At 58.5% G+C, this 26,830-nt stretch carries 27 protein-coding genes; 14 read left to right on the plus strand and 13 right to left on the minus strand.

The window, feature by feature from the left end:
* Positions 1-39 precede the first annotated feature (39 nt).
* From G505_RS0111955 to G505_RS23060, 4 genes are all read left to right on the plus strand, one after another.
* Complete coding sequence (locus G505_RS0111955) at positions 40-1,800, plus strand: M61 family metallopeptidase (RefSeq protein WP_028109768.1); 1,761 nt, start codon at positions 40-42, stop codon at positions 1,798-1,800.
* Positions 1,801-1,819: 19 nt separating this feature from the next.
* Positions 1,820-2,383, plus strand: a complete 564-nt coding sequence (locus G505_RS21425; RefSeq protein ID WP_051216127.1) for a Crp/Fnr family transcriptional regulator — start codon at positions 1,820-1,822, stop codon at positions 2,381-2,383.
* A 57-nt stretch (positions 2,384-2,440) separates the two neighbouring features.
* Complete coding sequence (locus tag G505_RS21430; RefSeq protein ID WP_051216129.1) at positions 2,441-2,968, plus strand: YgjV family protein; 528 nt, start codon at positions 2,441-2,443, stop codon at positions 2,966-2,968.
* 250 nt (positions 2,969-3,218) lie between these two features.
* A complete protein-coding gene (locus G505_RS23060) occupies positions 3,219-3,392 on the plus strand; it encodes a hypothetical protein (protein WP_157509183.1) in 174 nt (57 codons plus the stop codon).
* A 58-nt stretch (positions 3,393-3,450) separates the two neighbouring features.
* On the opposite strand, the gene G505_RS0111975 is transcribed toward G505_RS23060, so the two are convergent.
* From G505_RS0111975 to can, 3 genes are all read right to left on the minus strand, one after another.
* A complete protein-coding gene (locus G505_RS0111975; RefSeq protein ID WP_051216131.1) occupies positions 3,451-3,945 on the minus strand; it encodes a hypothetical protein in 495 nt (164 codons plus the stop codon).
* A complete protein-coding gene (locus G505_RS0111980) occupies positions 3,945-4,412 on the minus strand; it encodes a hypothetical protein (RefSeq protein ID WP_028109770.1) in 468 nt (155 codons plus the stop codon). The genes G505_RS0111975 and G505_RS0111980 overlap by 1 nt, the downstream gene beginning before the upstream one ends.
* Before the next feature lie 93 nt (positions 4,413-4,505).
* Positions 4,506-5,153, minus strand: a complete 648-nt coding sequence (gene can / locus G505_RS0111985; protein WP_028109771.1) for a carbonate dehydratase — start codon at positions 5,151-5,153, stop codon at positions 4,506-4,508.
* A gap of 154 nt (positions 5,154-5,307) precedes the next feature.
* Between can and G505_RS0111990 the strand changes: the two genes are divergently transcribed.
* A complete protein-coding gene (locus G505_RS0111990; RefSeq protein ID WP_211219968.1) occupies positions 5,308-5,748 on the plus strand; it encodes a GNAT family N-acetyltransferase in 441 nt (146 codons plus the stop codon).
* On the opposite strand, the gene pdxH is transcribed toward G505_RS0111990, so the two are convergent.
* Positions 5,745-6,383 carry a pyridoxamine 5'-phosphate oxidase gene (pdxH, locus tag G505_RS0111995; protein WP_028109773.1) on the minus strand — a complete coding sequence of 213 codons (639 nt, stop codon included), beginning with the start codon at positions 6,381-6,383 and terminating at the stop codon, positions 5,745-5,747. The two genes, G505_RS0111990 and pdxH, sit on opposite strands and share 4 nt — an antisense overlap.
* Before the next feature lie 83 nt (positions 6,384-6,466).
* Positions 6,467-7,279, minus strand: coding sequence for an AraC family transcriptional regulator (locus G505_RS0112000; RefSeq protein WP_084643968.1), 813 nt, complete (start codon positions 7,277-7,279; stop codon positions 6,467-6,469).
* Positions 7,280-7,415: 136 nt separating this feature from the next.
* Here G505_RS0112000 and G505_RS21435 point away from each other — a divergent pair, with 136 nt between their 5' ends.
* On the plus strand, positions 7,416-8,327 hold the full coding sequence (locus G505_RS21435; protein WP_051216132.1) for a DMT family transporter: 912 nt from the start codon (positions 7,416-7,418) through the stop codon (positions 8,325-8,327).
* 59 nt (positions 8,328-8,386) lie between these two features.
* On the opposite strand, the gene G505_RS0112010 is transcribed toward G505_RS21435, so the two are convergent.
* Complete coding sequence (locus tag G505_RS0112010; RefSeq protein ID WP_028109775.1) at positions 8,387-9,052, minus strand: response regulator transcription factor; 666 nt, start codon at positions 9,050-9,052, stop codon at positions 8,387-8,389.
* Entirely contained in the window at positions 9,049-10,056 is a 1,008-nt protein-coding gene (locus tag G505_RS0112015) for a PAS domain-containing sensor histidine kinase (protein ID WP_028109776.1), read from the minus strand. Before G505_RS0112015 ends, G505_RS0112010 begins: the two co-directional genes overlap by 4 nt.
* 485 nt (positions 10,057-10,541) lie before the next feature.
* On the opposite strand from G505_RS0112015, the gene G505_RS23500 reads away from it, so the two are divergent.
* Genes G505_RS23500 through G505_RS0112030 form a run of 3 tightly spaced genes read left to right on the plus strand, consistent with a single transcriptional unit; the run spans position 10,542 to position 13,348 of the window.
* Positions 10,542-10,877, plus strand: a complete 336-nt coding sequence (locus G505_RS23500; protein ID WP_028109777.1) for a cytochrome c3 family protein — start codon at positions 10,542-10,544, stop codon at positions 10,875-10,877.
* An 18-nt stretch (positions 10,878-10,895) separates the two neighbouring features.
* Positions 10,896-12,422 carry an FAD-dependent oxidoreductase gene (locus G505_RS0112025; RefSeq protein WP_035385359.1) on the plus strand — a complete coding sequence of 509 codons (1,527 nt, stop codon included), beginning with the start codon at positions 10,896-10,898 and terminating at the stop codon, positions 12,420-12,422.
* A gap of 20 nt (positions 12,423-12,442) precedes the next feature.
* On the plus strand, positions 12,443-13,348 hold the full coding sequence (locus G505_RS0112030; RefSeq protein WP_169628215.1) for a SphA family protein: 906 nt from the start codon (positions 12,443-12,445) through the stop codon (positions 13,346-13,348).
* Between the two features lie 98 nt (positions 13,349-13,446).
* Here G505_RS0112030 and G505_RS0112035 read toward each other — a convergent pair whose 3' ends face one another.
* The 6 genes from G505_RS0112035 to G505_RS0112060 all read right to left on the minus strand — a co-directional run bounded on the left by G505_RS0112035 (position 13,447) and on the right by G505_RS0112060 (position 20,868).
* Positions 13,447-14,637, minus strand: a complete 1,191-nt coding sequence (locus G505_RS0112035; protein WP_028109780.1) for a conjugal transfer protein TraF — start codon at positions 14,635-14,637, stop codon at positions 13,447-13,449.
* Between the two features lie 246 nt (positions 14,638-14,883).
* Positions 14,884-16,947: a M13 family metallopeptidase gene (locus G505_RS0112040; protein WP_028109781.1), complete on the minus strand. Its 2,064-nt coding sequence runs from the start codon at positions 16,945-16,947 to the stop codon at positions 14,884-14,886.
* Between the two features lie 175 nt (positions 16,948-17,122).
* Positions 17,123-17,659: a spermidine N1-acetyltransferase gene (gene speG / locus G505_RS0112045; RefSeq protein WP_028109782.1), complete on the minus strand. Its 537-nt coding sequence runs from the start codon at positions 17,657-17,659 to the stop codon at positions 17,123-17,125.
* 86 nt (positions 17,660-17,745) lie between these two features.
* Entirely contained in the window at positions 17,746-18,966 is a 1,221-nt protein-coding gene (locus tag G505_RS0112050; RefSeq protein WP_028109783.1) for a M24 family metallopeptidase, read from the minus strand.
* Positions 18,967-19,035: 69 nt separating this feature from the next.
* Entirely contained in the window at positions 19,036-20,208 is a 1,173-nt protein-coding gene (locus G505_RS0112055; RefSeq protein ID WP_028109784.1) for a tetratricopeptide repeat protein, read from the minus strand.
* A 267-nt stretch (positions 20,209-20,475) separates the two neighbouring features.
* Complete coding sequence (locus G505_RS0112060) at positions 20,476-20,868, minus strand: hypothetical protein (RefSeq protein ID WP_084643972.1); 393 nt, start codon at positions 20,866-20,868, stop codon at positions 20,476-20,478.
* 922 nt (positions 20,869-21,790) lie between these two features.
* Between G505_RS0112060 and G505_RS0112065 the strand changes: the two genes are divergently transcribed.
* From G505_RS0112065 to G505_RS0112085, 5 genes are read left to right on the plus strand one after another with little or no spacing between them, the layout of a single operon-like run.
* On the plus strand, positions 21,791-22,534 hold the full coding sequence (locus G505_RS0112065) for an outer membrane lipoprotein-sorting protein (protein ID WP_028109786.1): 744 nt from the start codon (positions 21,791-21,793) through the stop codon (positions 22,532-22,534).
* Between the two features lie 3 nt (positions 22,535-22,537).
* Entirely contained in the window at positions 22,538-23,758 is a 1,221-nt protein-coding gene (locus G505_RS0112070; protein WP_028109787.1) for an ABC transporter permease, read from the plus strand.
* Positions 23,748-24,980: an ABC transporter permease gene (locus G505_RS0112075; RefSeq protein ID WP_028109788.1), complete on the plus strand. Its 1,233-nt coding sequence runs from the start codon at positions 23,748-23,750 to the stop codon at positions 24,978-24,980. The genes G505_RS0112070 and G505_RS0112075 overlap by 11 nt, the downstream gene beginning before the upstream one ends.
* 2 nt (positions 24,981-24,982) lie before the next feature.
* A complete protein-coding gene (locus G505_RS0112080) occupies positions 24,983-25,666 on the plus strand; it encodes an ABC transporter ATP-binding protein (RefSeq protein ID WP_028109789.1) in 684 nt (227 codons plus the stop codon).
* Positions 25,663-26,823 (plus strand): hypothetical protein, encoded by a 1,161-nt coding sequence (locus tag G505_RS0112085; protein ID WP_028109790.1) that lies wholly within the window; start codon positions 25,663-25,665, stop codon positions 26,821-26,823. Before G505_RS0112080 ends, G505_RS0112085 begins: the two co-directional genes overlap by 4 nt.
* Positions 26,824-26,830: the final 7 nt, after the last annotated feature.

The following is a 26,830-nucleotide window of genomic DNA, read 5'->3' on the forward strand; positions in this document are numbered from 1 at the left end:
CGTCACACACTCCGGACCAAGCCAAAGGATACCAAGACCATGCTGCTCTACCGCATCTGTCCCATCGACCCACACGCCCATCTGTTTGAAGTCACCCTCGAGGTGGGCAGCAGCCACCCGGGCCAACGCTTCTCCCTGCCCAGCTGGATTCCCGGCAGCTACATGGTAAGAGACTTCGCCCGCAATCTGATCGAGGTCAAAGGGTTTGATGGTCAGCGTCAGGTAACGCTGACCCAGCTGGATAAGCAACGCTGGCAGCTGGAGGAGGATTGCGACAGTCTGACCCTGAGCTACCGGGTGTACGCCTGGGATTTGTCCGTGCGCAGTGCCCACCTGGATCAGACCCATGGCTTCTTCAACGGCACCAGCGTGTTCCTGAAGGTGGAGGGCCGCGAGGCCGAATCGGTTCAGTTGGATATCCTGCCCCCCCCCGGCAACCAATACAGCGACTGGCGCGTCGCCACCGCCATGCCTCTGGCCCAAAGTACCGAGCGCTACGCCTTTGGCCGCTACCAGGCCGCCGATTACGATGAGCTTATCGACCATCCGGTGGAGATGGGCACCTTTACCCTGGCCAGCTTCCAGGCACGGGGCGTCCAGCACGATCTGGTGCTGACCGGTCGTCACTGGGCCGACACCGACCGCATCTGCGCCGACCTGAAGAAGATCTGCGAAACTGAGATCGACCTCTTCGGTGGTCAGGCTCCCTACGATTACTATCTGTTCATGACCATGGTCCTGGGCGAGGGGTTTGGCGGCCTGGAACACCGGGCGTCCACCGCCCTGGTGTGCGGACGCGGCGACCTGCCGGCCAAGGGCGAAACCGAGATGACCGAGGGCTACCGAACCTTCCTCTCCCTTTGCTCCCACGAGTACTTCCACAACTGGAACGTCAAGCGGATCAAGCCCGCCCGCTTTGTCCCCTATGACCTGGAGCAGGAGAGCTACACCGGCCAGCTTTGGGCCTATGAGGGGATCACCTCCTACTACGATGACTGGCTGACCTACCGGGCAGGCTGTGTGGATCGTGACACTTACCTGACCATGCTCGGAGAGCTGATGACCCGGGTCACCCGGGGCAGTGGCCGCTTCAAACAGAGCCTGACCGACAGCTCATTCAATGCCTGGACCAAGTTCTACAAGCAGGATGAAAATGCCCAGAACGCCATCGTCAGCTACTACACCAAGGGGGCCATGTTTGCCCTGTTCCTGGATCTCTCCATCCGCAAGGAGACCGGCGGCCAGGCCAATATCGACCATCTGATGCAGCGCCTGTGGGCCGACTATGGCAGTCAGGGCATCGGTACCGAAGATGACACCCATCAGCAGATCGTCGGCGAACTCATCGGCCGCGACGCCTCTGATCTGTTCGCCTGGCTCCGCTCCACCGAGGATCTGCCGCTGGTCCCTCTGCTCGAAGAGTTTGGCATCGAACTGAGCCTGCGCGCCGCCACCTCCAACGGCGACAAGGGCGGCACCAGTGGCGAGGGCCTGACCACAGAGCTTGGCGCCAAGTACAGTGTCGCCGGCCTGGGGGTAAAGATTGTCAATGTGACCGAAGGCGGCAGTGCCCACAAGCTGGGTCTGGCGGCCGGCGATAACCTGGTGGCCGTCGACGGCCTGCAGGTGAGCAGCGACCTGGACAAACGCCTGAATCGCTACGGCGTCGGGGCCCGCCTCCAGTGCCACTGGTTCCGTCGCGATGAGCTGATGAGTGGCGAACTGGAACTGACTGCCGCCGCCCAATCCACCAGCGTGCTGTCGGTCACCGACGAGGAAAAGGCGGCCCGGTGGCTCTGATCCCTGCGGGGCCTGAGGCGTGATCACCGAGCAATTCGACGCCTTTCTGTCAGAACTGGGGGGGGCGCAGGGCGCGCCCCTGCCCCGGCTGGCCAGCTGTCAGATTCAGGCTCTGGCCAGAGGCTCGGTACTCTTGCCCCAGGGGACGCGTCAAACCCACGCCTTTTTCCTGGGCAGTGGTGTCCTGCGGGCCTGCCACTACTCCGACGACGGCCAGGAACATTGCAAAGAGTTCTACTTTCCCAATGAGCTCTGCTTTCTCTATGCCAGCTGGCTGGATGATCGCCCCGCCGAGTATCAGCTGGAAGCCCTGTCCCCCGTAGAGGTCCTCAAGGTGCCCCTCTCGCTGCTGGCGCTGCCCCAATGGCAGGGAGTCACTCTGGCGCTGATGAAACAGCAGCTGCTCTACAAGGAGGAGAAGGAGGCGTTTTTCCTGCTCAACACGCCCCAGGAGCGTTACCTGGCGCTGCTCGAGCGGTGGCCCGAATGGGTCGACAGCATCAGCCAGGCCCAGTTGGCCCGCTACATCGGCATCAGCCCCATCAGCCTGTCACGGATTCGCCGGCGCATTAACCAAAGTTAATGCACATGGCCTCGGTTAAGGGGACACTGACGCCACTGTTTTTCCCCTGGAACTAAGATGTCTCCCTTTCTGCTCTCCCAGGCGCTGGTGGCCGTGGCCATTGTGCTGGACCTGATCTCATTTCAGTTTCGGCGACGCCGCCGCATTCTTCAGTGCCTGTGTCTCTCCACTCTGCTGACCGCCCTGCACTTCGCGCTGCTGGAACAATGGACAGGCGCCGGGCTGATGCTGTTGGCCAGCAGCCGTTTTGCCGTCAGCATGATCAGCACCGCCAGGGCCTGGCAGTGGGTGTTTGTCGCGGCCGGGGTGGCGGTCACCTGGCTGACCTGGGGAGGCCTGCCCAGTCTGCTCAGCGGCATTGGCAGCACCATTCAGACCCTGGCGGCATTTCGCCGCTGCGATCGCCAGCTCAGGCTGACCATGCTGGTGGGCATCAGTTTCTGGCTGGCACACAACATCGTGGTGGGCTCGCCCATGGCCATCGCCATGGAGTCGCTGTTTATCCTCTCCAACCTGGTGGGCTACCTGCGTCACTATGGTGTGCCGGCGTTCGGGAACCGTCAGAAGGTGCAGCCCAAAGCCTGAGCCACACAGCCCGGTCGCCTGCGGCCGAAGCCGCCGCCGCTATCGGTGACCCAGAGCCGTTCTAACGGCCTAAACTGGTTCTTCGAATGCAGTGTTCGGAAATAGTGTGGTGCAATTCCGTGGCGATCATCGGCTGATTTTGGTACAAATCAGGTAACAGGTTCTGAAGCCACAAAAACTGAACTAAGGTCGACTGGCAATTTCCTTAGGGGCGCCCATACTTGAGTTCAGTAGGTTAAGGAGGTTACTGATGCAGTCCAGAACTGAACTCAATACCCTGTTACACAGGCGCTTTAAGGACGCTCAAACCATCTCGGAGCTGCGAGAGCGTCTGCGCGATATCGAAGAGGAGCTGCATCAGGTGTTCGCCGATGAGCTGGCGCAGTTCGTTGCTCCCGAGGAGGAGCACAAGAAGGTATCCTGAGCACCAGAACCTAAAACGCCTCGCGGTCGCGAGGCGTTTTTGATCCTGCCCAGGCTCACTAATGCACGGCCTGATAGATGGCACTGTGCCCCTTCACCCAGTCGCCGTTTTTCAGGTAGTACGCCTGCTGGTGCATCTCGCCATCCACCAAGCGCACCTCTGACCGGACCTCTTTGACCCCGTCTCCGGCACCCGCGACCTGTTCGTGAAAATAGAACACACCCTCTTTGGCGTAGGCTGTACCCTTGGTGTAGAAACCCGCGGTGGTGAAGTAGTAGAACACCAGACTCTTTGCCTGTTCATCCCACACCATCATGGTCTCCCCCTCATACTGCCCCTTGTTGAGGGAGTGGGTAATGCGCACCGCTTTGCCCTGCAGCGCAGGCTGCCACTGGGACACATCGATCACCGGCTTGTCCGGCGTCGAGTCGGAAAACTCGCCACGCCACACCTTACCCAGGAAGGGGCGCAACGGCTCCAACTTGGGGTCCAGATCCCAACCCCATGCGGGCTGGGCCAACAACAGGAACATCAAAGCAATCCATCTGGCCATCATGCGGTCCTTTTCTGGTGATCAAAATAGCGGGTTAACGCCTTGTCCCAGCGCTGAACAAACTCTTCCCAAAACCCCTCATCCAGGCGTTCCAGCTGCTTCTCGCCCCTGGGTCCTATGGCGGTATACAGATAGTTGAGTTGGATGACACACCCTTGGGGTGCCGGGCAGACGCCAATGAGAATACGGGTGAGCAGTTGCTCTGGCAGGGTTTTAAGCAGTTCCAACTGCCCTTTGTCGGGATCGGAGTTCAGTACATACCAGGTGGCCTGTCCTGCAGGTTCCTGGGTGGTGAAAACGCAATCGGACTCTACCCGGCCACTGTTACTCCATACCATCAGGGGGTCCCATCCGGGAACCCATTCACGCTCGCGCACCGGACACATCAGCGGAAACACCTCTGATGCGCTCTGACTGCTGCGGATCTCGCCGCGATACTGCTTAGACTGGCGGGGACGGACGATCATCTTGCACTCCATGGAAATCGGCGAAAAAAGAGCAACTTTTTTCGCCGCTTACCTTCACTCCTAAGGAGACTATAGCAAGAAATGACCGGGAGGTTACTGGCTGTTGATGGTGTCAATGGCCGCCTTGCGCGCTTCCCACACCTGGCCACGACCGTTGACGGTCAGACCCAGGTCGGTGATCAAGCCCCCTTTCAGGTCATAGATCCAGGCGTGAACGCTGAGATCCTGGCCCCGATCCCAGGCGGCCTTGCAGATGGTGGTCTGGCAGACATTGGCCGCCTGCTCGATGGCGTTGAGCTCACACAGGCGGTTGCCGCGGTCTTCGGCTTCCATCTTGTCCAGCAGCAACTTGTGGTCTTCGTAGGTGTCACGAACGTGACGCAGCCAATTGCTGGCCAGGCCGAGGTAATCACCCTGCATGGACGCATTGACACCGCCGCAGCCGTAGTGGCCGCATACGATGATGTGCTTCACTTTGAGAACATCAACGGCGTACTCGATGACCGACAGGCAGTTCATGTCGCTGTGAACCACCACGTTGGCGATGTTGCGGTGAACGAAGATTTCGCCTGGGGCCAGGTCGATAATCTGGTTGGCGGGCACCCGGCTGTCGGAGCAACCGATCCACAGATACTCCGGAGACTGTTGTTCCACCAGTTGGCTGAAAAACTCTGGATTCTCTTTCTCGACGCGCTCAGCCCACTGCTTGTTGCGCTCAAACAGATGATCAAGATCTGCCATCTTTATACCCCATTGCTTTAAGATTGCGCTGCATTATAACGAAAACCATTTGTGTAACTGGTCGAAACACCCGATGGAAACACTCGGGATTTCTGGCGTTTTTCAGCGGTTTAATTATCATTAAACCAGATTTGGACAAAATTTGGACCCCTTGGTGAGCCAAATTCAACTGCGACCGGCCAAATGGCAAGACATTCCCGCCATCCAGGTGGTGCGCAACTCCGTGCGAGAAAATCGCCTGTCGGTGCCCGGCAGCATCAAGGATGCCGATGTGGCCAGCTACCTGAAGGAGCGAGGCCGGGGTTGGGTCTGCGAAGTCGGTGATCGCATCGTCGGCTTCGCCATCGCCGACGCCATCGACGCCAGTATCTGGGCCCTGTTCCTACTGCCGGAATGGGAGGGCCAGGGACTGGGACGGCGGCTGCTGGACGCCACCTGTAACTGGTTGTTTGATCAGGGAGTGAAAGAGATCCGTCTCTCCACCGACGCCCATACCCGGGCCCATGGCTTCTACCTGCATCTTGGCTGGCGAGAGGTGGGCTGCAAGTCCAATGGAGAGGTCAGGCTCACCTACCGACGCACCAGCACACTTTAGGGTGCCAATCGCTCCACCTGCCAGTCTTTACCATCGGAAGTATAGAGGAACCTGTCGTGCAGACGCCGGTCACCGCCCTGCCAAAACTCCACCGAATCCGGCTTGACCCTGTAGCCCCCCCAAAAATCCGGCAGCGGCACTTCCCCCTTGGCAAACTTCTGCTTGAGTTCGAAGAACTTGGACTCCAACACCTGCCGGGCTGAGATTCGGCTGCTCTGCTGGGAGACCCAGGCACCGATCTGGCTGTCCTTGGGCCGGGTGACGAAGTAGGCCAGCACCTCCCGCTTGGTCAGAGGCTCCGCCTCGCCGGTAAAGTGCACCTGACGCTCCAGTTCATGCCAGGGCATCAGCAGGCTGACCTTGGGGTTGTGCGCCATATGTTCCGACTTGCGGCTGCCCAGGTTGGTGAAGAACACCAGGCCATCCCGGTCAAATTTCTTCAGCAGGACGATTCGCTGGAAAGGTTGGCCATGGCTGTCGACCGTGGCCAGACTCATGGCGGTGGGATCGGACATTCCCGCTTCACTGGCCTGGTTCATCCAGGTTTCAAACAGTGCCATGGGGTCTTCGGGGAGATCCTTGCGACGCAGGCCGCCCTTCAGGTATTCACGGCGAACATTGGTGTAATCAGCCACTGTCTACTTCCTTGATCTATAACTTACTCTTGTCGGCATTGGCGCCGACCTTCAACCATTCTACTGTGCAGTGCAGGGATTTGCTAAGCCCCCCTCTGACGATTTCTCTGACGCCGATATTGCTCTGGGGTGGTGCCGGACAACCGGCTGAACATGGTGATGAAGGCCGACGGGCTGGAGTAGCCGAGCTCCAGGGCCACCTGGTTCACCTTCATGCCCCGGCGAAGCATCCCAAGGGCTTCCAGAAACCGCAATCGCTGGCGCCAGTCACTGAAACTCATACCAAGATGACGATGGAAATGTCGGGTCAGGGTACGCTCGGTGCTGTACACCTGCTCTGCCCACTGTGCCAAAGTGCGCTTGTCCGACGGGTCCTGCTGCAGGGCAGTCAGAATTGGCCTCAGCAGAGGTTCATCGCTGTGAGGCAGGTAGGCGGCCATGGGCTCCTCTCTGAGCAGCTGATCCACCAGCACCATGGCCAGACGATGATCTTCCGGGGTGCTGGCGTACTGTTGCTGGCGATCGGCAAAGTCCTCCATCACCGCCCGGAACACCCCGGACAGGCGGATCATGCAGGCCTTACCCGGCAGCCTGGCCGAGAGTTCCGGCCGCAGGTACAGGGCCCGGTAGCTGACCTTCTGCCGGCTGTAACTGGTGTGCTCCACCAGGGGCGGAATCCAGATGGCATACTGAGGCGGAGACAGGAAGGGACGGCCATCCACGGTGATTTCAATCACCCCCTGCTCCACCACATTCAACTGACCCCAGCTGTGGCTGTGGGGCAGGAAGGTGGTGTCGGCAGCGATATCTTCCCGGTGCAGATAGATATCACTGGCGGAAGTTTCAAACGGCAGCGGATATCGCTCCAAAACTTCGCTGGCAAGCTGCTGATCCATAACTGTTCTGTACCGATCACAAAAATCTGTCCTGAGAGCATAACACCTTGTCAGAAAATCGTTATATCTATTTTTGCTGTCACATTTACAATGCGCTCCCGTAGTAGATAACCCTTTTCGTGTGGAGTCGTTGCCTGTGAGCAAATCCGCCTACCTCTTCCCCCTGGCAACGGTGATCGCCTGGGCGGGAAACGGTATTGTCAGCAAGATGTCCGTGGATGTGGTCAGCCCCGGAACCATCGCCTTCTATCGCTGGTTACTGGCTGCCCTGGTGCTGCTTCCCTTTGTGGCGCCCACCCTGTGGCGCCAACGCCGTGCCATTCGTAAGAACTTCTTTAAGCTCAGTGTCCTCGGTGCCCTGGGCATGGTGGTGCTCCAGACCCTGACCTACGTGTCCGCTCAGACCACCTCGGCCACCAACATCGCACTGATCGGCTCCGTCGTCCCCATGATGACCATGGCCTGGGGCGTGGTGTTGAACCGGGAGGCGCCCACTCAGGGCATGGTGGCCGGTTCACTGATCTCCTTCCTGGGTCTGTCTGTGCTGCTGACACAGGGACATCCCATGGACCTGCTGAGTCAGAGCCTCAACCAGGGCGACATGCTGCTGCTGTTGGGTGCGGTCTGTTATGGCCTGTACGGGGTATTGCTGCGCAGGTGGAAGTTGCCCTTCTCCACCTGGCCCTCGCTGTTTCTGCAGATGAGCATGGGTGCCCTGTGGTTGCTGCCGGTCTACCTGACCCAGGGGGACAGAAGTGTTTCTGCCGACGCCTGGCCCATGGTGCTGTTTGCCGCGCTGGTGGCCTCGCTGTTCGCCACCTACAGCTGGTTGCGGGGCATTCAGGCCCTGGGGGCCAACCGCTGCACCGCCTTTATGAACCTGAACCCGCTGATCGGCACCGCACTGGCGGTATGGCTTCTGGGCGAAAGCCTGTCCCTGGCCCACTACCTGGGGGGAAGCCTCACCCTGTTGGGGGTATTTCTGACACAGAGGCTCAAGTCCCCTGCCCGGCTGCGCCGCAAGCGCCAGCCGCTGCCGGAAAGCTGAGTTTCTGCCAAAGAAAAGGCCAGCCCCCGGGGCTGGCCTTCTGATGCACGGGGGTAGGTTCACATCGCATGAACGTACTCAATGGCGAACTTCACCAGCTCAGAGGCACTCTCTAACCCCAGTTTCACGCGCATCTTCTGCCGAAGGGCATCGACAGTCTTGACGCTGATATCCAGCCTTTTGGCGATCTCCTTGGTCGGCACCCCCTTGCCGACCAGTTGAAACACCTCCAGCTCCCGGTCCGACAGCACACCGACGTTCTTGACCCCCTCGGTCTGAAACTCCTTGGGGTTGACCACCTTGTTCAGCAAAAAACCGGTCATCTCATCACTCAGGTAGACCTTACCGGCCCGAACCTGGCGGATGGCGTCGATCAGCACCTCGGGAGGTTCACTCTTCATCACGTAACCGTAGCCGCCGGCGCGAACCACCCTCTCCGCGTAGATGGATTCAGGGTGCATGGAGAAGGCGATAACCCTCACTTCAGGGTGAGACCGGCGTATCCGCTTGATCAGCGCCAGACCACTGTCATCGCCTAGGGAGATATCCACCACGGCGATCTCTACCGCCCGCTCCGCCAACAATTGCAAAGCCGACGCCTCGCCGTCGGCCTGACCGCACACCGTCATATCCCGCTCATGACCGATCAACATCGCCAGCCCCTCGCGGACGATGGCATGGTCATCGACCACCAATATCCGCACCTTTGCGCCTGTCCCGGTCATTCCCTCTCCTCCTGTCCCGGCTGCCTGGGCAACTCGCAACAGACGGTGACGCCGTTATCGCCGGAGTGAATTTGCAGCGAAGCTCCCAGCACCGACGCGCGGTGTTTCATGATCTTCAGCCCCATACCATCGGCACCCTCCCACTCTGAGCGCAGGCCCAGGCCATCATCAGCGACCTCCAGCCGCAAGTCCCCCTTACTGGCGGTCAGAGTCACCTCTATCACCGCACAGCCGCTGTGCTTAAGGGCGTTGTGGATCGCCTCATGGGCGATCAGATACAGGTTCGAGGCGATCAGGTTGTCCTCGATTCGGACCCGGCCCAGCTCCCGGTAGTGGCAGGCCACCCCAAACAGCGCTGGAACCGAGTCGGTCAACCTGGCCATGGCGACACTAAGCCCCTCAGGCACATCCGCCACCCGGCTTAACCCCTGCAGTACATCGGCCATCAACCCCTTGGCCCTGGCCGCCGACGCCTTGAGCGTCTCTGCCATGGACAGCAGCTCCGCATCCCCGCGGTCCAGCCGCTGAACCAGGGCACTGGCGACAAAGGCGATGCCGGTCAGCTCCTGGCCGACGCCGTCATGCAGGTCGTGGCCGATTCGCTGCCGCTCTGCGGTCGTCAGCCTGACCAACTCCCGCTCCAGGGCTACCTTGTCGGACACATCAATCACCATACAGTGGGTTTGGATAAACCCGCCCCGCTCATCGTAGCGGACCTTGCCGTGCATCACGACGTGCACCAGTTCGCCGTTACGGTGTTTCAGGGTAAAGGCGATGTCCCTGGCCTCCCCGCGGCGCTTAAACTCCGGAAAGGAGACCGCCCGATGGTATTCGACCCTGTCGTGCAGAATGCTTGCAAAGGTACATCCCAGCAGCTCCTGCTCGCCGTAGCCCAGCAGGGTGGCAAAGGCACGGTTGCAATCGATGATGTTGGCATCGACATCCAGGGACAGATAGCCCAGCGGCACATTGTCGAACATCAACCTGTAACGGTCATCACTCATCGCCAATAGAGTCGCCCCATTCTAAAAAACTGATACTTAAGTCGCTCGTCAACTACACCCCGAGCAACGGCTCAACGCCGAATCACTCAGATGAATATAATCCATCATTAACTAATTCTGATCGAGGGAATTCGTTAAAACGTGCATCAAATCGCAAAATCAATACAGAGTATCCCACGGTATTTATGAGTGCGAAAAGAACCTTCCCCTCGATGCACTGAAGATGTTACCCGCTCGACGTAGGTAGTTTTACCTATATCGTCTCCAGGCCATGTTTCCACCGTCACAAATCCCGGTGCCACGGGAATAATTTTCTGACTCAAGATGTCGAGCTTATTAACATCGTACTCCCCCGCATAGGAGGCATTACCTATGCAGCAACAGGGATATGCCCGGTAGAATTTCCACCTTCGGACAATACAATCTTAGCCGAGCATTAACATGACTCAACAATCTATGGTTTATAAGCTATCTGGATAAATATAATGAAAAGTTTATCTCTACTGTTAACGGCAACAATATTGTTCTCCTCCGGCACCTTAGCCACCGAGCTCGGACTGCAAAAAAGCCACCTTAAACAGGGAATCAAATGCGCTTCCTGTCACGGCAAAGAGGTCTCTGCAGCCATACGCAACCCAAGCTGTCTCAACTGCCATGAGTCATTCGAAACACTGGGCCAGCGCACCGCTGACATGGCTCTGAACCCTCATCTCAGCCCCCACTTCAAAGATCTGGATTGCACCGCGTGTCATAGCGACCACGACAAGCTGAACAACTTCTGCCAGGACTGTCACGGTCCAATCACCCGTAAAAACAAATAGAAGCCTAGGGAGATAATGATGAAAGGTAATTTTAAACTCACTCTGCTCAGTTGCGCGATGGCAATGGCCAGCCACTGTGCCTTCGCAAAAACCATCAACCTGAATACCGACATCGCCGTTATTGGTGGCGGTTCAACCGGAATGTCCGCTGCCGTTGCCGGCGCCGAAAAAGGCGCCAAGGTGATTGTACTGGAAAAAAACGTATACCTTGGCGGCAGCTCAGCTTTCGCCGAAGGTTTATTTGCCGTCGAAAGTGAAAGCCAACGTCAACAATCCTATGGCCTCTCCAAAGATGAGGCGTTCAAGCATATTGTCGAGTTTTCACATTATAAAACCAATATCCCGCTGATTCGCGATTTTGTAAACCACTCTGCCGATAATATCGACTGGCTTCATCAGCAGGGCATTGAGTTCAAGGCGATTCAAATATCCCCAACCGAACCTCTGGTATGGCATGAGATTGAAAAGAAGGATCATCTTATCCACGGCGCGGTGCTGATCGGTGCGCTGCAGGAGAAAGCCAAGGAGATGGGGGTGGAGATCATGACCCGCACCCCGGCCAGCAGCCTTATCTATGAAAGTGGCAAGGTGACCGGGGTAAAAGCCAAGGACCACAAGGGTAACGATATCGTTATCCACGCTAAGGCGGTCATCATCGGAACCGGCGGCTTTGGCAACAGTGTGGAGAAGATCAACGAGTGGACCGAGTTTGACGGCACCAAGTTCAAGCCGACCCTGCCACTGAACAAGACCGGCGATGGCATCGAGATGGCCCGCAACATCGGCGCGGATCACGAAGGCGAAAACCTGATGCTTCATCCGGGCACCGAGGGCAAGGGGATCATTCCCCTGGGCGCCCTGTACACCATGACCTGGCAACCCAACAACATGTGGGTCAACAACCACGGCGAGCGGTTCGTGGATGAGGCGATCGCCTTCAGCTTTGCCCAGGCCGGTAACGCCATCGCCCGCCAGCGAGACAATTACGCCTGGGCCATCTTCGACGACTACGCCGTCGATTACGCCGCCACTACCGGCGTGGACAACGGCGTGGGCGTGATGGTGCCGGTCACCACCAAGCTGAGCAACATCCGCCAGGAGATTAAGCAGGCCCTGGCCGCCAAGGGCAATAACTTCAAGAGTGCCGACTCCATAAAAGGGCTGGCCAAGGAGATCGGCGTTTCCGCCAAGACGCTGCAGCTGAGCTATGACAACTACAACAAGTATGCCGGCCAGCACTACGACGAGGAGTTCGTTAAAGAACACCGCTGGCTGCGCCCCATCGATCACGGCAAGCTGTACGCGGTCAAGCTGCTGCCCTACCACTTCACCTCCATCGGCGGATTGAAGGTCAACCGCGAACTTCAGGTACTCGGCGCCAATGAGCAGCCCATTCCCGGCCTGTACGTCGGCGGCAACGATGTGGGTGGCCTCTACTCCGACACCTACACCCTGTGGGCCTCTGGCCACGCCTTCGCCTGGGCTACCTACTCGGGCCGCAAGGCGGCACTGAGTGCCGTTGACCATATGAAGCACAGCAAATGATGGCCGGAGAGAATCGAATTATGAAGCCGAAATGGATCCATTTACGGCAGTTGGCCCTGCCGATGCTGCTGGCGGCCTGCCCCAACGCCCAGGCCACCGAATATGGCGGCGGCGCCTACCCCAATGGCGTCGAAGGGTTTATGGCGGGCGCCCTGCCGCCCCCGGGCCTGTACTACATGAACTACCTCAATCACTACAGCGTGAACCGGATGAACGACAGTGGCGGCGACCCGCTGCCGGTGGAGTTCAAGCTGAACGCCACCAGCGACGTCTCCCGTATCGCCTACATTACCGATCACAAGCTGTTCGGTGCCAACTACGGCATCTATGTGGTGCTGCCGCTGGTGCACCTGAGCGCCGAGATGGCCATGGGGCCGACGCAGCTCTCCTCCACCGACTCCGGGCTGGGTGACATCGCCTTCTCGCCCCTGGTGCTCTCCTGGCACACACCGGAACTGCATTTCGGAGCGGCGCTGGAGATCGTGGCGCCCGTCGGCGACTTCGATGCCGACAGGCTGGCCAACATTGGCCGCAACTACTGGACGGTAGAGCCGGTGTTTGCCATCACCTACCTGCCCGCCTCCGGACTGGAGCTGTCGGCCAAGTTCATGTACGACCTGAACTTCGAGAACGGCGACACCCACTATGAGTCCGGCGACGAGTTCCATTTCGACTATGCGGTGGGCTACCACCGTGATAACTGGACCTATGGCCTGGCCGGTTACTACTACAAGCAGGTGACCGACGACAAGCTCAACGGCCAGACAGTCGGAGACGGTAACCGGGGCGAAGCCTTTGCGGTTGGGCCCGCGGTGATGTACAGCGGCCAGGGATGGTCCATCGAAGCCCGCTACCAGGCAGAGGTGATGTCGGAAAGCAGGCCGGAGGGTGACAAGCTGTGGCTGAAGGCGTCAGTGGCGCTGTAACCGGCACCTTACAAGTTAAGGCGATAGCCGCATTGCTTCCTTAAAGAAAAAAGGGCCTGTCAGGTTACAGACAGGCCCTTAACTACCTTGAGGAGCGATCAGAACTTCCAGCCCAGTTGCAGCGAGGCACCGCGCTCTTCGTCATCGCCAAACTGCGCCGCCAGATCCATGCTGAAGGTATCCCAGGGAGTAATGCCCAGGCCAACGGTCAACAGATCATCGTAGTTGTCTGACAGGTCCGTCACATAGCCCCCGCGCAGCTGGAGGTGAGTCCAGCTCAGCTCCAGGCCGGTGCGCACCAGCTGACGAGCCCTGAGCAGTTGAGGCGCATTGCTCTCCACCACGAAGGACTCATCCTCAATCAGATCCGCCTCTACCGTGGCACCGAAGATCCCCTTCTGCCAGGCGACAGCCGCCGCATAGGTCGGCTCCAGGGTGATGGTGTGGCCTTCAACGTTTTTGATGGAGTGTTCCACCAGGTTGTAGCCCACCAGGCCGAACCGCCAGTTGCCATAACTCTTGTAGAAACCCAGATCCAGGTTGAACCCTGAGTCGTCGCTCAGGTACTCGTCCTCGAAGTAGTCTTCGTTGTCGTAATTGTTGATGTTGGCGCGGTACAGATAGGTATCCAGACGCTGATACTTGGGAGAGACGCCGATGCTGAACTCGCCGATGCTGGGCAGGCTAAACTCGCGGGCCAGGTTCAGGGCCACCTCGGACACCACCACCGCGTGGGCCACCCCCTCGGATTGCAGCAGATCCGGGTCGAAGACACCGGTCACCAGGGCCTGCTCTACCAGAACCCGATCATTATCGTCGTAATCAAAATCACCGTTGCCCACCACATAGCCGCCGATGGTCAGTCCCCAGGCCAGACTCTTAGAGGGTGCGAAAATCCCCAGATCCAGGTTGGCCTCGCCCACGAGGCGGGTGTCGTCCAGGGCTTCGAGCTCGCGCAACAGGGCGTCGGCGTCAGCCTGGGTAGGCGGATCGTTGGGATCCATGGCGTTGATTTTGTCCTCGAAGCGCTCAATGGCGTCCTGAGTATCATCCACCTGATCCAGGGCATCCTCATACTCCTTGGCCAGGGCACTTGCCCCCAGGCGAATGTAGAGGTCATCGCTCTCCTGAAAACGGGTTAACAGGGCGGGGTTCAGAGGGGCGCGGGTGAAATCGCCACTGGCGATACCGGTATAGCCGGCACCGGCACTCTTGGCATCCATGCCTACAACGGCGCTTGCGGGTGCGGCAACGGCCATCAGGGCCAGGCTCACTACGGATAACTTCATCATCTCTACCTATCTGCGTGGTATTTATTGTGCTGCCGGTGGCAGCGATTAAGGACCGGCCGGTTATCACGACAAACGATCCCTGGTATTACAGCGACAGCCTGTGTCTCTCCCTAAAATTGGCTTACACATTGCTAGCCACAGCGTCGGGACCAGGCTGTTCTTCCTGTATCGGCCTTCATCGACAAAGTGTTAATACAAAAACACCCTGCCGAGGCAGGGTGTTGAATTGTCGCGAGATTTATTTTACCAAATCTTTACGCGCTTCTCAGGTGGCAGATACATGGCATCGCCTTCCTTCACGTCGAACTGGGAGTAGAACTCATCCATGTTGGACAGAGGACCGTTGGCACGGAACTGGGAAGGTGAGTGCGGATCGGTGGCAACGCGGTTACGCAGCGCCTGCTCCTTGTACTTACCACGCCAGATCTGACCCCAGCCGATGAAGAAACGCTGGTCGCCGGTCAGGCCGTCCATTACCGCGGCTTCTTTGCCTTCCAGAGACATCTTATACGCCTTGTAGGCGATGGTGGCACCGGACAGGTCGCCGATGTTCTCACCCAGAGTCAGTTTGCCGTTCACATTCAGGTCGGGGAACACCTGGTAGCCGTCGTACTGGGCAACCAGGGCACTGCCGCGCTTCTGGAACGCCTTGAGGTCGGACTCGGTCCACCAGTTCTTCAGGTTACCGTCCTTATCGTAACGGGAGCCCTGATCATCGAAGCCGTGACCCATCTCGTGGCCGATGACCGCACCGATGCCGCCATAGTTCACCGCATCGTCTGCGTTCATGTTGAAGAACGGAGGCTGCAGGATGGCTGCCGGGAACACGATCTCGTTCATCACAGGGCTGTAGTAGGCGTTTACAGTCTGTGGAGTCATGTGCCACTCATAGCGGCGGATTGGGCCACCCAGCTTCTCCAGATCCTTGTCATGGGAGACCAGGGAGGAGCGAATGGAGTTGCCGATCAGCTCGTCGGCCTTGATCTCAAGGGCGGAGTAATCTTCCCACTTGTCCGGGTAACCGATTTTAGGCGTGAAGGCCGCCAGCTTCTCTTTGGCCTTCACCTTGGTTTCGGGGCTCATCCAGTCCAGCTCATCGATGCTGGCACCATAGGCCTTGCGCAGGTTTTCAACCAACTCGCTCATGCGGGCCTTGGCTTCTGGCGGGAAGTGCTTCTCAACGTACACCTTACCCACAACCTCACCCAGGTTGCCGCTCACCAGAGACACAGCGCGCTTCCAGCGCTCCTTCTGCACTTCCTGGCCGTTCAGCTGACGGGAGAAGAACGCGAAGTTCTCGTCATCAAACTGCTTGGGCAACAGGCTGGCGTAGGAGGTCAGCAGATGCCAGTTCAGGTAGGTCTTCCAATCCTCAACGGAGTTGTCAGCCAGAACCTGACCCAGGGTCTCGATGTAGCTGGGCTGGTTGATGATGATGTCAGGCTGCTTATCGCCGCCGATCACCTTCAGGTAACCGTTCCAGTCGATGTTGGCAGACAGCTTGGACAGGTCGGCCACCTGGTACTTGTTGTAACGCTTGGCGCTGTCGCGGCTCTCAACACGGGTCCAGTGACCTTTGGCCAGAGCGGTCTCGATGGCCATGACGGTCTTGGCAGCATCGGCTGGGTTAGCCACACCGGCCATGGTGAACATCTTCTCCATGTGTGCCAGGAAACCCTCGCGGATCTTGACGAAGCGCTCGCCTTCGTTGAAGTAATAGTCACGATCAGGCAGAGACAGGCCGGCCTGCCAGATGTGGGTCGCGTAACGCTCGGAGTTCTTGGCATCCACGTTAACGTAGAACGCCATGGGAGTACCGGCACCGATCATCTGGCTGTGGGCAAAGTAGGCCACCACGTCGTCGCGGCTGTCGATGGCGGCGATCTTGCTCATCTCAGGCTTGAGCGGGTTCAGGCCCAGCTGCTCGATGGTGTCGGTGTCCATGAAGGAGCGGTACAGATCGCCCACCTTCTGTTCATCGCTGCCCGCTTTCAGACCAGGCATGCCGGCCAGCTCTTCGATGATCACTTTAACGTCATCACGGGCCTTCTCACGCAGGTCATAGAAAGCACCGGAGCTGGTGCGATCCGCGGGTACCTCGGTGGTCTTCATCCAGGTACCGTTAACGTAAGAGTAGAAATCGTCCTGGGGACGGACTGTGGTGTCAAAGTTCTGGAACTCGATGCCAGAACTCAGCTGCTTCTGAACGGCTTGAGCAACAGCAGTAGGCTGGGAAGTTTCATTTTGGGCACAGCCTGCTACCAGCAGGGCGGAGGCGCACAGGCCACCAATAATCACGCGTTTCATCAGCATATCCTTATGATATATGGAGCTAATAGATTCAAAACCCCACGATACTAGCCTTCAAAGGATCACAGGTCAAAACCCACTTTGTTACAACCTTATTCCAAGCTGATGATAATTCGGTCAACAGGGTAAAGAGCCGCGACAGCCTTCCCGGTCACCGGTGCCGACCGCCCCCCTAATTCGGCGGAGTGGTGTGCAATGCAAGATACTGATGTTGCAGAATGTACATTCGCTTAACATCACAGTAGCGACCATTGATAAAATACTCCTGAACCAGATGCCCCTCCTCCAGGAAGCCGCACTCCCGATACAGATGCAGTGCCCGCTCATTCTCCTCCGCCACCAGCAGATAGACCTTGTGCAGGTTGAGAATGGTAAAGGAGTAATCCAGGGCTTTGTGGATCATCTGCCGGGCCAACCCTTTGCCCTGATGCTCCGGCGCGATGATGATCTGAAACTCAGCGCTGCGATGGATGTAGTTGATCTCAATCAGCTCCACCAGGCCAATAAGCTCCCCATCCACATCCTCCACCACAAACCGCCGTTCGGCATTGTCATGGACATGCTTGTTGTAGAGCTGCTCCAGCTCGTCGAAAGACTCATAGGGCTCTTCGAACCAGTAGGCCATGATGTTGCGGTTGTTGTTGAGGTAATGGACAAACTTAAGATCGTTGCGCTCCAGAGCCCGAAGCGCCAATTTGAACTGACTCATACACAAATTCCGTGTGGTGCCTGACAACCAAGTTACTCTAAGTGGTTGTCGGGGGCGACGACTTTTCGCCGCCCCGGAAGAGGACTTTAGGCACTGTGGTAACCGAAGGGATCATCGACACTGTGGGCCGGCTCGGTAAACCAGCGCGGCCCGTTGTCGGTGATGTAGAAATGGTCCTCCAGCCTGACACCAAACTCACCAGGCAGAACCAGCATGGGTTCATTGGAAAACACCATTCCGGAGACCAGGGGCTGGCCCTCCCCTCTCACCAGATAGGGCCCTTCGTGGATCTCCATGCCACACCCATGACCGGTGCGATGAGGCAGGCCGGGCAGTCGGTAGTCGGGCCCGAAGCCATAGGAATGCAGTACCTCGCGCGCGGCATAGTCCGCCGATTCACAGGGGCGGCCCGGCTGAGCGGCCTCAAAAGCCGCCAACTGAGCCGCCTTCTCCGCCTCCCAGGCCAGGCGCTGACGCTCGCTGGGCTCTCCGAAGCAGTAGCTGCGAGTGATGTCCGAGTGGTACCCCTCGAGGATGCAGCCGGTATCGATCAGCACCCAGTCCCCCTCTTTCAGGACCTGAGGCTCCTTGACGCCGTGGGGGAAACTGGTGGCAAGACCGAAGAGTACGATACAGAAGCTGGAGCCGCCCGGCGCCCCGACCTTGCGGTGTGCCTGGTCGATAAACTCCACCACCTCGGTGGTGGTAATGCCCGGCCGGAGGATCCTGGCGGCCGCCTTGTGCACCTCAAGGGTCATGGTTTTGGCACACTGCATGATGGCCAGTTCAGACTCACTCTTGCAGGCACGCAGAGACTGGAACAGAGCGCCACCATTGACCCACTCCAGCGCGCCACCGGCCAGCCTCAACCCGTCGTAGAGAAACAGCGGCACCGAAGGGTCAACCGCCACCTGACCGCCGCTGATCCCGTGGTCATTCAGCAACCCGGTCACCAGATCGTAGGGGGACTCGTGCTCATGCCATCCGGCGATGGGCCCTGGCGCCAGCATGAACTCCTTGAGGGTATCCCACTCGAAATGGGGGGCAATGTAGATGAGGTCGCCGCTGTCCATCAGCAGAGCCCCGACCATGCGCTCACTGGCGGACCACTTGAGGCCGGTGAAGTAGCGCAAATTGACTCCGGCGTTGATGTACAGCGCGCGGATCCCCTCTTCCCTCATGGCGGCCGTCACCGCGGCCTGCCGCTGGAGGTACTCCTCGGCGTCAATGGGGCGCAGCCCTTGGGTCATCGGCAGCAGTTGCTGCAGTTGTTGTTCGGGACAGGATCCCCCCACTCCTATGGTCATATCGACTCTCGCCTCATTTGAATATTGTATGCAATATTAGATCGAGACGCCGTCCCCACTCAACACAATTTATCTCTCTGAGTCGGCGAGAATTGCCAGTTTTGCTCGATACAGGTCCTCCTGTTCATCCTCGTGGGTATGCTGCAAAGCCAGGGCCAACGCCTGTTTGGCCTCCTCTTTGCGGCCCAGCTTGAACAGGGCCTTTCCCCTGCCCGCATAGCCGTGATGAAGGTAGGGTGCCCGCTCCATGGCGGTGTCGTAGTAACGAAGCGCACGCTGATAATCACCGGACTCAAAGCTCTGGTCACCCAGCGACAGCCAGCGAAACGGGCTGGGATCGGTGGAGCGCTCGATTCTCCGGGTCAACTGCTCAGCCTCCTCCTCCCTGCCCTGAAGGCGAAGCAGCAAGCGGTAGTTGGAGAGCAGGTCCAGATGATCAGGCTCGGCGTCCAAACCCAGCCGGTAACTGCGCTCGGACAGTTCAGGCAGAGCCATGTTTCGGTAGATCACCGCCAGCAGATTGATGTTGTCCCCGCTGCCGGGGTCCCACTTCAGGGCTGTGCTGACCAGCCAACCGGCCTGCCCCAGTTGATTGGACGTCAGGGCTTCTGCCGCCAGATTCCGGTAATACATCCCCATGAAGGCGGAGTGACTGACCGCTCCCTTTTGCCAGTTGTTGGCCGTTGGGAAGTAATCCACCACCACACTGGGCCGTCTGGCATAGAGGACGCCCTCCTCCGGTTTGAATGCCGGATCGTAGAGGCGGGTGCGCACATGATTGGAGATAAGGCCAAACTTCTCTCGTTTTAGATAGACCGGATTGGTGGTTACCCCAAGGTACTCAACCTCTATGCCGGCCAGATTGGCGTACGCAGTGGTGAGAATCGCCAGGGACAGGCAGTTGCCTGCGCCCTGCTCCACCACTTGGGAAGCGGTGTAGGTCGCACCATAGTAGGTGAAGTTGTCCATGCTCTGTTCAAGGTAGTGATACAACCTTCTGTGAGCCGGTAGCTGACGATTCTCCGGCGCGTTAAAGAAGTTCAGAAACCTCTGTTGCTCCGCCAGTGGCAGTTGAAACAGGTCCGGCTCCTCCTGCATGACTGGCCTGGGGCCAAACTGACTGGAATCAATCAGGGCTAACACGGCGGGGGCGGATGAGGCCTCCGATTTGACAGGAGCCTGAGCGGTGCTGGTGCAGCCCGTCAGAAGGGCGGCGCAAAGGAGTAGAGTTGAGTAGTTCATGATCGTCCCTGCAACTGTCTGTGGCCTGAGCCTCACATCCTGTGAGCATGGGCCCAATAGTACAGACTCGCTACTTCCCGGCGTTGGATGGTTGGCGATGGTGACCGGGGGCGCCCCATAGGGGGGCATGTCAGCGTTCTGCTTTGTTCAGGCAGCGAAGGGGCTGCCAGCGAAAAAGAGTGACGATGTGGCGAGGCCGTGTCAAGCAAGCCGTTATGGTCGATCACCCCCGGCGGCAACCGACCATTACGGCGGCATTCAATGGACTCAATTGAGAGAGTAAACCGCCAGAATCCGGTATGGGCCCGGCTCGCAGCCGTGGAACTGGTCAGACGCCAGCAGGGCTTTGGCGTCCTCCAGGGTCGGCAGCAGGCACTGCTCATTCACCTTTACCCGCTCAGCCAGGTGGCTGCAGGAGAGCAACGAGCACTCGGGCTGATTGCCCATGGAGAAGCTGACGATGTCGAAGCCCTCAAGGGTAGGAGTCTCCGGCACCTCGATGGTCACCGCCCGCTTGCTGTCCACGGAAAAGACTTCCCACTGCCCAAGGCAGTCATTCCACTGCTGAGGATAGAGTTCGTAATAGAAGGCCTGAGGCAGCGCATCGTCGTCAGCAGCGAGCTGCAGTGCCCGCTCCGCATCAGAGCGACGATTGAGCATCCAATAGCCGTTTAACAGAGATTCATCTTGCTCGGCACAGATAAGGTTATGAGAGTTACAACCACTGACTGAGAAAAGCTTTTTTACATTTGCGTTTTTTAACCAATCTGGCTTAGCGATTATACGCTTGGCCATATAACCCATAGGTACCATTTTCACAGTCCTTATATCTGGAATCTTCAGGCTGACTCGCGGAAATATCCACTCGTCATTTCAATTTAAACCAATGCCCTTATTCCTTTATGTCAGATCCTGCTCATCAATTAATTTAGCAGCTCACATAAAGAATATTTATTCTTTTTCACCGGGTAACCACGCCAACGCCAAAAACCAAGGAATTATTCTTGTAAAACAACAAGATGCGCCAATTCGCGTTGGTTTTTTAGCTGTGCGGGTTATGCAAGATCACTGTGGCAATAGAGGATTACCACAAGCAATAGAACATGGGGCCCGCGTTAGAAATTCATAAATTTATCAGCCAACATAATGCTAATAGTGAATATTCTAAATTAAAGTAAGCTAATTTAGTGCCAGCAAATAATTAAGGCATCAATCCAAAACTGGCGGTCAACGACAATTTTCAGTCGCACAATGCGGATTTCGGCAAGAGATATTTCAGCGACGACCTCACTTTGGCGAAGCAAAGCATGCCTCACCCATTCACCTGCGCTTGAATTATATGGTCGATTTGACGAAAGCATTTCAGTTTAACCACAGTATCCAATAAAGACAATGTGATTAAGTGTGTTTTTAGCCGCTCTTAACTTGGTGCTTTTTCGCACTGGGGTTATGGACCAAAGTGCCTGCATATCAGTATATTGGTCATAGCAGGTCGAATCGGATTGCCGATCCAGGGTGGGACTCGGCAAACACCGGCCCTGGGTCAGGCACAAATCCTACCGCCCTCATTTCAGGAGGACTCATGCATCGGTTGCTACTCATCTTGCTGCTGGGCTGGCCCATGCCATCCCTGGCCATGGACGCCCTGGAGATTGTCCGTCAATCCGATCAGCAGATGCGCGGAGAGTCCAGTTACTCCGAGATGACCATGACCATCGTCAGACCACAATGGCAGCGCACCATGACCATGAAGAGCTGGACCAAGGGACAGGATCTCTCTTTGGTGCTGGTTACCGCACCGGCCAAAGACAAGGGCAGTGCCTCACTGCGGCGTTATCGGGAGATGTGGAACTGGGTTCCGGGCATAGAAAGAGTCATCAAGATTGCCCCCTCGATGCTTGGCCAGTCCTGGATGGGGTCGGATTTCACTAATGATGACCTGATCAATCAGTCCTCGATAGTGGTGGACTACCGGCACCAACTGCTGGGTGAGGCCCCCATCGAAGATAAACCTTGCTGGGTTATCGACGCCGTCGCCCGGGAAGAGGCGCCGGTGGTCTGGTCCAGGGTCAAGCTGTGGATTGCAAAAGAGAGCTTTCTGCAACGCCGGGTTGAGTTCTATGACGAATTTGACGAACTGGTCAACACACTCACCACCTCAGAGGTCCAGACCCTCGGCGGGCGCCAGATTGCCACCCTGATGGAGATGATCCCCGCAGACAAGCCCGGCCAGCTCACCCGAATAGAGACCCATCAGGCCGAGTTCGACTTCGCCATAGACGACGCGTTCTTCTCCCAGTCCCAAATGAAGCAGCTAAGGGACTAACCCATGTTGCTGCTGCTGGCATGGCGAAATCTGTGGCGACAGAAGCGACGTACCCTGCTCACCGCGTCCGCCCTGGCCCTGGCGCTGCTGTTGTCGCTGTTGACCCGCAGCCTGCAGGAGGGCACCTACGACAGCAACATCGACAACGCCGCCCGCCTCTCCACCGGGCTGATACAGATCCAGCATCCAGAATTCCAGCAAAGCCACAGCATTGACCACCTGCTGCCCGGTAGCGCCCCCTTTATTGCCCCAGCCCTGGCCCTTGACCAGGTCACCATGGTGTTGCCACGCCTGGAAGCCTTTGCCCTGGCTGCGGGAGAGCACGCCTCCAAGGGGATTCTGGTGATGGGCGTTCCCCCCCTGCGGGAGGATCGCTATTCCGGATTGGCCAGCCGGGTCGTGGAGGGAGCCTATTTAGCGCCGGAGCAGGTGTTGCTCGGCGAGGGGCTGGCCAGGCACCTGGAGCTGTCGGTAGGCGATGAAGTGGCCCTCTACGGCCAAGGGTATCGTGGACAGACCGCCGCCGGGCTGTTTCAGGTTGCCGGGATCATCCGGTTCGCCATGCCGGGGTTTGATTCTTCCCTCGCCTACCTGCCACTCGCCAGTGCTCAGCGCCTGTTCGGCGCCGGTGACCAGATCAGCAGCTGGCTGATTCACCCCACCGATCTTAAAGCTCTGCCAGAACTGATGACCCAACTGAGCAGCCTCTACCCAGACCAGAGGGTGCTGGATTGGCAGACCCTCTCTCCGGAGATGGCCCAACAGATCCAGATGGACCGTGCCGGTGGTCAGTTCATGATCTTTCTGCTGTACGGTGTGGTGGGGTTTGGCCTGTTTGCCACCCTGATGATGATGACCCTGGAGCGTCGCCGGGAGTTTGCGGTGATGATGGCCACCGGCATGACCCGGCTTCGGCTGGTCGCCCTGGTGCTGATCGAATCCCTGTTGATAGGCGCCCTGGGCATCATGATGGGCCTGACGGTGGCCCTGCCACTGATTGTCTGGTTTACCCGGCACCCCATCAGGTTGAGCGGCGATGCGGCCAGGATGATGCTGGAGCTGGGTTGGGAGCCGACCATGCCCATGGTGTTGTCAGCCCAGTTGGTGGGCGACCAGATAGCCATTATCTTGTTGTTGCTGCTTCTCTGCCTCATCTACCCCATCACACGCATCCTCCGGCTCAAGCTGGTCAATGCACTCAAAGGGGGGGATGATGCTGATTAAGCTGGCCTGGCGCAACTTGTGGCGCAACCCGCTTCGCACCGGCATTCTGCTGGCCACCATGGTGTTTGGTCTGACCGGGGTGATCACCCTGATGGGCTTTCTCACCGGCATGTACGCCAACATGATCGATAACGCCATCGCCTGGCAGACCAGTCACCTGCAGGTGCAGCGGGCAGGCTACCGGGAAAACCCTGAGATAAGCCGTACCATAGTTGACCCCGAGCCGATTCTGAACGCGCTGGGGCACAACCCGGACGTGGCCGCCGTCTCTGCACGTTTTCTGACTCAGGGAATGGTTGCCTCGGCGCGCAGTTCCCGTGGCGTGCTGATCCGTGGCGTCACGCCCACCGACGAGGCACAAGTGACCCCGGTGGCCAGCCACCTGGTTGAGGGGCAATGGCTGGACGACCAAGGCCGCAACCCGGTGGTGCTGTCCCGCCGCACCGCAGAGCGTCTGAAACTGAGGCTTGGGTCCAAGGTGGTGATCACCTTTTCCGACCGCTCAGGTGACGTCACCGGCGCGGCCTTCCGGGTTCGGGGGCTGTTCCAGACCCCCTCCAGTCAGTTCGACGACAACAACCTCTATGTACGCCGCAGCGATCTTCACTCCCTGGCAGGCCTCGAAGGGGTGCATGAGATTGCCATCCGCCTCACTGAGTCGGACTTCAGGGATCAGCGCGATCTGGACCGGGTTCGCCACGCCCTTCGGTCCCAAAGCGCACCGGGAAACAGCATCGACGCCTGGGGGGAGATACAGCCGATGCTGGCGTCGATCCTGTCACAGAGCGGCGTCAGCAACGGCATCATTCTGGGGGTGTATGTCACCGCCATGGGGCTGGGAATCATCAACATCATGCTGATGTCGGTGTTTGAACGCACCCGGGAGTTTGGCATGCTGATGGCGGTAGGCATGCCCAAAGGCCGCATCTTTCTGCTGATCCTGTTGGAAACCACCCTGCTCGGTTGCTCCGGTGGCCTGCTGGGCGTCATTCTCAGTGCGCTGCTGATGATGATACTGGCCCACACCGGCATCAACCTGCAGTTGATGGCCGAGGGGCTGGCCGCTTTCGGGGTCGACACCCTGCTCTACCCCAGGGTGGAGCTGACGGAGTACCTGATGGTGTTCGTTACCGTAGCCCTGACGGCAATGCTGGCAGCCCTCTACCCCGCCCGTCAGATACTGCGCAAGCAACCGGTAGACGCCATGTCGGAGAAACACTGACCATGACCATAGTCATCGACCAGCTCTGCAAGACCTACAACCCGAACACCGACTTTCCCGTTAAGGCGGTGGATCAGGTCGACCTGACCATAGAGCAGGGGGAGTTTGTGGCCATCATGGGCCCCTCCGGTTCGGGCAAAACCACCCTGCTGAACCTGCTCGGGGGGTTGGACAGCCCGACTCGGGGCCAGGTCACCATCGATGGGCGGCGCATCGATACCCTGACCCACGATGAGCTGATCGCCTTTCGCCGGGATCAGGTCGGGTTTATTTTTCAGGATTACAGTCTGCTCCCCGTCCTGACCGCACTGGAGAACGTTGAATTTGTGATGCAACTCCAGGGCCACAGCGCCAGCGAGTGCCGGCAACGGGCGGAGTCTCTGCTGAATCGGGTGGGACTGACGGCCCACATGCACAAACGGCCCGCCAAGCTCTCCGGAGGACAACAGCAGCGCGTGGCCGTCGCCCGGGCCCTGGCCCCCAACCCCAGGTTTGTGATGGCCGACGAGCCCACCGCCAATCTGGATGCCCAAAGCACCTCTGAATTGCTGGACATTATGCAGCAGCTCAATCGACAGGAGGGTACCACCTTTATCTTCTCCACCCACGATCCCCGGGTGATCACCCGTGCCCGCCGGGTGGTGGTGATGGAAGATGGCCGCATCACCGAGGACAGGCCTCAATGAGAGTCTGGCCCCTGCTGCTGCTCCCGTCCCTGGCCCAGGCGCAGATCCCCGGTCTGACACCTCAATCTCCCTGGTCGTTGTCTGGCTATCTCAAGGGGATGACCAGTGTCACCCAGCCAAAGGCGGCCCCCAGTCTGACCGAGCACCTGCTGCATCAGAGGTTCGATCTGGAGTACCGGAGTCAGGAGCAGTGGCAGTTCAACCTGGGGATGCGCAATCGCCTGCTCTACAGCGACGCCCTCTCACAGCCCGGCTACAGCGACCTGATTGGCGCCGATCCCGGCTACTGGGATCTCTCCGGCAACTGGCTGGAACGAGACTCGCTGCTGGGCACCTCCAGCTTCGATCGTCTCTACGCCACCTGGCAGGGAGAGCGGTGGCAACTCAGGGGCGGGCGCTTTCGCATCAACTGGGGCATGACCACGGTGTGGAACCCCAATGACCTGTTCAACGCCTACTCCATCTACGATTTTGACTACGAGGAACGCCCCGGCAGCGATGCCCTGATGGTCAGCCGTCAACTGGGTTTCGCCAGCGAATTCAATCTGGTGTTCAGCCCAGACGACGATCCGGACCGTCACAGCTACGCCCTGCGCTACCTGTTCAATGTGAAGGGTTGGGATGGCCAGTTGCTGGCAGGAAAGTCCGGGCTCGACCGTGTCGTCGGGGTGGGATTTGCCACAGACATAAGCGGCGCCGGCGTTCGAGGCGAAATCAGCCATTTCGATCCTCAGCAGCCGGATCCACAGCTTTCCCAGATGGCATCCAGCTGGGTAACCAGCCTGGAGAGCGATTACAGCTTCGCCGGGCAGAGTAACCTGCTGGCCCGGCTGGCACTGCTGTACATCAGCGATCCCCTGCCCGCCCCCTCGGCGGCGGAGTATCTCAGGTTGCCGCTCTCTGCCCGCACCCTGAGCTTTACCGAACTCACCACCTATGGCGAACTGGGATGGGATCTCACCGCCCTGACCCGGCTGGTACTCTCCGCCAGCTATTACGACGATGAATCCGTGTTTTTTGGCGCAAGCCTGAGCCACTCCCTGGCCGACGAATGGAGCCTGCTGGGAGTGGTGCAGTACTTCGATGGCAGCGACAGCAGCCTGTTTGGCCAGTCGCCCGCCACCCTGTGGTACGGCCAATTGCGGTGGAACTTCTAACCCGTCA

The organism is Ferrimonas futtsuensis DSM 18154 (genome assembly GCF_000422645.1).
Taxonomy (GTDB): Bacteria; Pseudomonadota; Gammaproteobacteria; order Enterobacterales; family Shewanellaceae; genus Ferrimonas; species Ferrimonas futtsuensis.